At 60.2% G+C, this 7006-nt stretch carries 7 protein-coding genes and 1 pseudogene; 7 read left to right on the plus strand and 1 reads right to left on the minus strand.

Translation table 11 applies throughout. The features are described 5' to 3' along the window. The first annotated feature begins 22 nt into the window (after positions 1-22). The gene (locus NW853_RS13505; RefSeq protein ID WP_414338417.1) at positions 23-1738 is read left to right on the plus strand and encodes a succinate dehydrogenase/fumarate reductase flavoprotein subunit; all 1716 of its coding nucleotides are present in this window, start codon (positions 23-25) and stop codon (positions 1736-1738) included. Between the two features lie 94 nt (positions 1739-1832). Then, on the plus strand, positions 1833-2165 hold the full coding sequence (locus tag NW853_RS13510) for an aminotransferase class III-fold pyridoxal phosphate-dependent enzyme (RefSeq protein ID WP_414334662.1): 333 nt from the start codon (positions 1833-1835) through the stop codon (positions 2163-2165). Here NW853_RS13510 and NW853_RS13515 read toward each other — a convergent pair. Further along, positions 2162-2887, minus strand: a complete 726-nt coding sequence (locus NW853_RS13515; RefSeq protein ID WP_414334664.1) for a hypothetical protein — start codon at positions 2885-2887, stop codon at positions 2162-2164. The genes NW853_RS13510 and NW853_RS13515 overlap by 4 nt on opposite strands. Before the next feature lie 294 nt (positions 2888-3181). Between NW853_RS13515 and purF the strand changes: the two genes are divergently transcribed. The 5 genes and pseudogenes from purF to NW853_RS13540 all read left to right on the plus strand — a co-directional run. Next, complete coding sequence (gene purF, locus NW853_RS13520; RefSeq protein ID WP_414334666.1) at positions 3182-4729, plus strand: amidophosphoribosyltransferase; 1548 nt, start codon at positions 3182-3184, stop codon at positions 4727-4729. Between the two features lie 44 nt (positions 4730-4773). Further along, the gene (gene def / locus NW853_RS13525; RefSeq protein ID WP_414334668.1) at positions 4774-5316 is read left to right on the plus strand and encodes a peptide deformylase; all 543 of its coding nucleotides are present in this window, start codon (positions 4774-4776) and stop codon (positions 5314-5316) included. An 8-nt stretch (positions 5317-5324) separates the two neighbouring features. Next, positions 5325-5741, plus strand: a complete 417-nt coding sequence (locus NW853_RS13530; RefSeq protein WP_414349282.1) for a thiol-disulfide oxidoreductase DCC family protein — start codon at positions 5325-5327, stop codon at positions 5739-5741. Positions 5742-6207: 466 nt separating this feature from the next. Then, positions 6208-6507, plus strand: a pseudogene (locus NW853_RS13535) (pentapeptide repeat-containing protein); the annotation flags it as partial. Between the two features lie 54 nt (positions 6508-6561). Further along, positions 6562-7006 (plus strand): pentapeptide repeat-containing protein (locus tag NW853_RS13540; protein WP_414349290.1); only part of this gene is annotated, 445 nt, incomplete at its 3' end.

The following is a 7006-nucleotide window of genomic DNA, read 5'->3' on the forward strand; positions in this document are numbered from 1 at the left end:
GAGGGTTTGCCCACATCCATTCATGCTGGAGCACGACATTGTCATCGTTGGCGGGGGGCTGGCCGGTTGCCGGGCGGCTTTGGAGGCCATGCGGCGGGATCCCGGCCTCGACCTGGCCTTGGTATCCAAAACCCATCCGATTCGCAGCCACTCGGTAGCAGCGCAGGGGGGCATTGCCGCTGCCCTGCAAAATGTCGATCCGCGAGATTCCTGGGAAGCCCATGCCTTCGATACCGTCAAGGGATCCGATTATCTGGCGGATCAGGATGCGGTGGAGATTCTGGCCCGAGAAGCCCCTGAGGTGATTATCGATCTGGAGCACTTGGGGGTTTTGTTCTCCCGCCTGCCGGATGGCCGCATTGCCCAGCGGGCCTTTGGGGGACACAGCCACCCGCGCACCTGTTATGCCGCCGACAAAACCGGGCACGCCATTTTGCACGAGTTGGTGAGCAACCTCCAGCGTTTTGGGGTCAAGCTCTACAGCGAATGGTATGTGCTGGAGCTCATTCTGGAAGAAAACCAGGTCAAGGGAGTGGTGATGCTGGAGCTGGCCAGCGGACGGCTGGAGGTGGTGCGGGCCAAGGCAGTCATGTTGGCCACGGGCGGCTATGGGCGCATCTACAACTCCACCTCCAACGACTTTGCCTCGACCGGCGACGGCATGGCGATGGTGGCGCGGGCCGGCCTGCCTCTGCAGGATATGGAGTTTGTGCAGTTTCATCCCACGGGCCTGTATCCGGTGGGGGTGTTGATCTCGGAGGCGGTGCGCGGGGAGGGGGCTTATCTGATCAACGGGAAAGGAGAGCGCTTTATGGCTGCCTATGCCCCCAGCCAGATGGAGTTGGCCCCTCGGGATATCACGTCGCGGGCGATTGTTACGGAGGTGCGGGCCGGACGCGGGATCGACGGAAAAGATTTTGTCTATTTGGATCTGCGGCATCTGGGGGCAGAAACCATTCACATGCGGCTGCCCTTTTGTTGGGAGGAGGCCCATCGCCACCTGGGCATCGATGCGGTTGTGGATCCCATTCCGGTGCGACCGACGGTGCACTACTGCATGGGCGGGATCCCGGTGACGGTGGATGGGCAGGTGCTGCGGGATGCCCATACCCGCGTGGAAGGGCTGTTTGCTGCCGGTGAAACGGCCTGTGTTTCGGTGCATGGGGCCAACCGGCTGGGCAGCAACTCTCTTCTGGAGTGCGTGGTCTTCGGGCGGCGCACAGGGGCAGCTATGGTAGAAGCCGTCAGGGGGCGAGCCTTGCCGAAGTTGGACGAGGGATCCCTGCTCAACCAGGCCGCCGAGCGGATCGCCAGGCTGCTGGAGCGATCCGGGGCAAGCCGCATTGATCAGGTGCGGCGGCAGTTTCAAGATTGCATGACCGAGCATTGTGGGGTCTATCGCAGCGAATCGGTTCTTCAAGAAGGGATCCAAAAATGGCACCGGATCCGCCGGCGTTACGAGCAGGATTTGCGCCTGGACGATCGGGGCAGCGTGTGGAACACCGAGCTCATCGAAGCCCTGGAGCTGGACAACCTCATGACGGTGGGGGCCTTGATCCTCGCCAGCGCTCTGGAACGGCGGGAAAGTCGCGGCTCCCACGCGCGGGAAGACTATCCCCAGCGAGATGACCAACGGTTTTTACAGCACACCTTGGCCGCTTTTCGCGAGGGATCCCCCCAGATCAGCTATCGTCCCGTGGTGATCACCCGCTTTCTTCCTCAGGAGCGGAAATACTAACTTTCCAGAGGTATCCCAAGCCGATTAGGATCGCCCCATCGAGTTTTTCCACGGCTATACCTACTCCGGCCACCCGGTTGCCAGTGCCGCCGGCTTGGCCACCCTGAACCTGTATCAAGAAGAAGGCTTGTTGGAGCGGGCCGCCAGCCTCGCCCCCCTCTGGGAAGAAGCTCTCCATTCTCTGCGGGGCTTGCCCCATGTCATCGATGTGCGCAACCTCGGCTTGGTGGGGGCCATTGAATTGGAAGGGATCCCTGGCCGACCGACAGCGCAGGCTTTTGAAGCTTTCTTACGCTGCTACGAACGGGGCGTGCTGATCCGCACCACAGGTGATACCATCGCCCTTTCCCCACCTTTGATCATCGAGGAAACCCACATTGAACGCTTGGTCGCCACCTTGAGGCAAGTCCTTCAAGAGCTGCCCTAGGGAGTTGGGGCGCTCCTTTGGTTGGCCGTCGGCGTTGGCGAAGGGCTGGGAGTAGGACTGGGGCTAGGCGAAGGCGATACCGAGGGAAAGGGATTGGGGGTGCCGGCTGGCGTTGGTGAAGGGGAAGGGCTGGGCGCAGGCAACACCCGCAGAGGAGCCTTGGCGGAGGCGATGCGGCCTTGGGTATCCGCCACCATCGCCGTCACTTCATACTCCCCGGTGGGAGCAGAAGCGGGAATGGTAATGGGGATGGTGCCAATGCAGGTTTTGCTGTTGGCCTGACAGCCGACAGCAGCGGCGGTGAAATCAAACGTCAGCGTGAGAGGGTTCCGCCGGATTTCCACCCGGAAGCTGATGCCAGCTCCCAAACCCGCAGGAGTTGTCACGGCCACCAAGACATTGAAAGGAACCGTCTGTCGCGCGTCCGCCAGCGATACCACGGCAATCGAAGGTGGCTCCGCCGAGAAGGATGCGGTGGGGGAAGGACTGGGGAACGGATTCAAGAGTGGAGTGGGGGTCGGGGTGAGCAGAGGCGTCTGGACGGGAGTGAGCGTCGGGAGGGGACTGGGGACGAGAAAAGGCGTGGGCGTCGGTGCCACAACCGTTACCGGCACAGGAGTAATGGTAACCGAGGGTTGCTCGCGGCCATCTTCTTGGCAGGCCACCAGTGACAACGACACAAAAGCGGCTACACTGGCTTTCATCGCAGAGATTGCCAACATCCAGCTCTGACGGAACCTAGGGGGCTGCTGTTTCATGGGCTTTGGCTCCTCACAACACAAGCTTGGGGGTTTGTTAGGAAAACCGAGTCTCGGCAGCGTTCAACTCAAAAACCCGCACCGTCCTGCTCCCTCAACCGCGAAAGCAGAGTCTCGCAAGTGCTCCTAACACTATAGATAGAGCCTCAATTTTTTGCAAACACTATGGGTGTCACCAATCGCATGGGATCCGCCTTGGCGGTGAGATCTCAAGAGCGCTCGGGTTAGACTGATAAGTGCCACAGCAAGAGGGGATCCATGGCAGCAAAGGTGGAAGCAGAACCATCGCCAGCTCAGGAAGGGCCCAAAGAGGCCTGCGGCGTGTTCGGCATTTTGGCCCCCGGCGAGGAGGTGGCCAAGCTGACCTACTTTGGGCTGTTTGCCCTGCAGCACCGCGGCCAGGAATCGGCGGGGATTGCCACCTTTGAGGGGGCCTTTTGCCGAGTGCACAAGGCAATGGGGCTGGTTTCCCAAGTGTTTGACGAGGTGAACTTAGGCCAGCTCAGCGGCGATCTGGCAGTAGGCCACACCCGCTACTCCACTACGGGATCCAGCCGCATGGCCAACGCCCAGCCGGTGATTGTGGAAACCCGCTTGGGGCCGCTGGCTTTGGCTCACAATGGGAACTTGGTCAATGCCGAAGAGCTACGGCGTGAACTGGAAGCTGCCGAGTGCCACCTCACCGGTAGCACCGACTCGGAATGTATTGCCCACACCATTGCCCAGGCAGTGAACCAAGGTCAAGACTGGGTGGGAGCCACCTGTCAAGCTTTGCGCCGCTGCCGCGGGGCTTTCAGTCTAGTTATCGGCACGCCAGAGGGTCTGATTGGGGCGCGGGATCCCTACGGCGTGCGTCCGCTGGTGTTGGGGCTTTTGAGCAGCAACCCCGCCAGACAGGAGCTGCTGCAACCGCAGAGGCTGGGGATCCTCTGCAGCGACGGCACGCTCAACCACCCAGAAGCCCAGCCACTGCACTACGTGTTGGCTTCGGAAACCTGTGCTTTGGATATCATTGGAGCGGATTATCTGCGCCAGGTGGAGCCGGGAGAACTGGTGTGGATCAGCCGTCAGGGGTTGCAATCGCTGCGCTGGGCCGAGGCCAACCCCAAACTGTGCATCTTTGAGATGATCTACTTTGCCCGCCCCGACAGTTGCATGCACGGGGAGAGCCTCTACTCCTACCGGGTGCGGCTGGGAGAACAACTGGCCAAAGAAGCTCCGGCAGAGGCCGACTGGGTGATCTCGGTGCCCGACTCCGGCACACCGGCAGCCATTGGCTATGCCCGCCAACTGGGGATCCCCTACACGGAAGGGCTAATTAAAAACCGCTATGTGGGCCGCACCTTTATTCAGCCCACCCAGTCGATGCGGGAGCGGGGCATTCGCATGAAGCTCAACCCCCTCGAAGACGTGCTGCGGGGGCAGCGGATTGTGATTGTAGACGACTCGATTGTGCGGGGCACCACCAGCCAGAAAATCGTCAAAGCCCTGCGCCAGGCAGGAGCTACGGAGGTCCACATGCGCATCTCCAGCCCCCCCGTTACCCATCCCTGCTTCTACGGCATTGACACCGACAGCCAAGACCAGCTCATTGCCGCCAAGTATTCGGTAGCAGAAATTGCCGAGAAAATCGGGGTGGACTCATTGGCCTACTTGAGCTGGGAAGGCATGCTGGCCGCCACAGGTCGGGATCCCAATTCCTTTTGCTCGGCTTGCTTTACCGGCCACTACCCCATCCCCATTCCTGAGGGGCTGAAGCGCTCCAAGCTGGCTTTGGAAACGGTAGCCAGCCGCAAAGATCGCTAGCAAGGTTGCCCACCAGGATCCCCGTTAGACTGGGAGAAGAGGCTTTGAAAAATTACACTATGGGCTTGCGTCTACACCAAATAGGGGATCCCATCCTGACGCAGGTGGCTGAGCCGGTCGCCGAGTTTGGGACGCCGGCTTTGCAAAGCCTAATTGAAGAGATGCTCGCCACTTTGAAAGAGGCGCAAGGGGTGGGTCTGGCCGCCCCTCAGGTGGGATCCCCTCTCCAGATCCTCATCGTGGCCTCCCGTCCCAACCCTCGCTATCCCGATGCACCCCAGATGGAGCCCCTGGTCATGATTAACCCCCGTCCCTTGGCCTTGAGTGACGAGCAGGTGTTGGGGTGGGAGGGCTGCTTGAGCGTGCCCAACTGCCGCGGCTTGGTGGCCCGTGCCCGCGAGGTGGAGGTGGAGTATTACACCCCTGCGGGATCGCGGCAGCAGGTGGTCTGGCGGGACTTTCCGGCCCGCATCTTCCAGCACGAATACGATCACCTCTTGGGCCGGTTGTTCCTGGATCGGCAGCCGCAGCAACTGCTTTCCGAGGCCGACTACCAAGCCCGGATTTTGGCCCAGCCCCCTGCCTGAGGATCCCTATGCCCTACCTGGTCATCTACGACGGCCTGTGCAACCTTTGCGCCAATGGGGTCAAGCTTTTAGAGCAACTGGATCGCGGCCAGCAGTTTCGCTACGCCCCCATGCAAGACACGGCCACCCTGGCCCAATGGGGGATCCCACCCGAGCAGATGGAACGGGGGATGATCCTGATCGACCTGGAGCAGCCAGAGCGCCGCTGGCAGGGATCCGACGCCGTCGAACACATTGCCGCCCTCTTGCCCAGCGGATCCCTGTGGCTGGCCCTCTACCGCAACCTCCCCGGCCTTAAGCTTTTGGGAGACTGGGGCTACGCCCAGATCCGGGATCACCGCTACGAGTGGTTTGGCCGCCGCGACACCCTTTATCTACCTGCTGCCTGCAAGCGTTGCCGGGATCCCTTGGCCCAGACCGACTGAGGCATGGGTAGCTGAAACGGTTCGTTATGTTGTTACTGCTACACAACGCAGTCGCGAACGCACCGGCAGCGCGGAGTGCCTAGAGAACGTCTTAATCGAGTTTGAAATAACCATCAATTCAATTGTCTGGCACAAGGGATCCCTTTTCCAGGTTTGAACTCCTCTTCTCAAGCCTGGCGTGCTTGAAATGCTCTAGACAATCTTAAGACTCGATTAAGATTGACCTCCTGGAGAGAACCCCTCAAGTTTGACTTGAGACCTCTCCAGGGTCAAGGTAAAAATAGAGACGAAGCTAGCCAACAGGGGGTGGGCCGTGGCTACAAGAGACTGTGGACAGGCTGAAGCTGAGGGAGTTGCCGGTGGTTCAGAAGCCGTTCAGTTAGTTCCTAGAAGGGGGGATCTCGTTAGCGGAAATGGAGCTATTGGAAGTTTTGGCGAAAGAAGCAGAAAGCTTTTTCTACAGACAATGCTACAACCCCTGGATTGGGAAGTGCAGTTTGCGGTTTGGAAAACCCTACTGAACTCTGGCATCCCTCAACTGGTGCAAGTAGCAAAAAGATATCCCGTTCCCCTACGTCCAGTTGGAAACCCTGAAGAGAGATATCGAGCCGGCGAGCGGGACTTTCGCTGGGCAGATCTGAGGGGGGGCAACCTCAGCCGGCTAGATCTAAGGGGGCTCGACTTAAGTGGGGCCAGTTTAGTTCGGGCAAGGCTGAGCCAGGTCAATCTAAGCCACACCAGCCTGATTGGAGCCAACCTCAGCCAGGCAGACCTCAGCGGCGCAGATCTGAGAGGAGCCGACTTAAAGGGAGCTAACCTGATGGGGGCCAATCTCATTGGCGCCAACTTGCAAGGAGCTAATCTGGCAGACGCCAACCTGAAGTGGGTCGTCATTTCCCCCGAAACGCAAATTGACCGCAAGTGGCGGCTGGTCTGGGAAATTGTCAACGGCCACGCTCAGGGAAAAAACCTAGCTCAGGCGGACTTGAGCGGGGCAGACCTGGATTGGGCTGACCTGAGGGGGGCCAACTTGGCGCAAGCAGACCTAAGGGGGGCAAGGCTTGTCGGTGCTAACTTGCAGGAAGCCGACCTCCAGGGAGCCGACCTCCGGTGGGCCAGCTTGGAGGGAGCCAACCTCAGTCGGGCCGATTTGGGCGCAGCTTGCCTGCAACTGGCCAGCCTGCGGGGAGCTATCCTTTCCCCTGAAACCCAAATTGACCGCAAGTGGCGGCTGGTCTGGGAAATTGTCAACGGCCACGCTCAGG

The sequence above is a fragment of the Synechococcus sp. H55.11 genome, from assembly GCF_047462475.1.
Lineage (GTDB): Bacteria > Cyanobacteriota > Cyanobacteriia > Thermostichales > Thermostichaceae > Thermostichus.

Bases quoted from the DNA above. Each gene is read 5' to 3' on its own strand.
- NW853_RS13505 (WP_414338417.1), top strand. From the start codon at position 23: ATGCTGGAGCACGACATTGTCATCGTTGGCGGGGGGCTGGCCGGTTGC.
- NW853_RS13515 (WP_414334664.1), bottom strand. From the start codon at position 2,887: ATGTTGGCAATCTCTGCGATGAAAGCCAGTGTAGCCGCTTTTGTGTCG.
- purF (WP_414334666.1), top strand. From the start codon at position 3,182: ATGGCAGCAAAGGTGGAAGCAGAACCATCGCCAGCTCAGGAAGGGCCC.
- NW853_RS13530 (WP_414349282.1), top strand. From the start codon at position 5,325: ATGCCCTACCTGGTCATCTACGACGGCCTGTGCAACCTTTGCGCCAAT.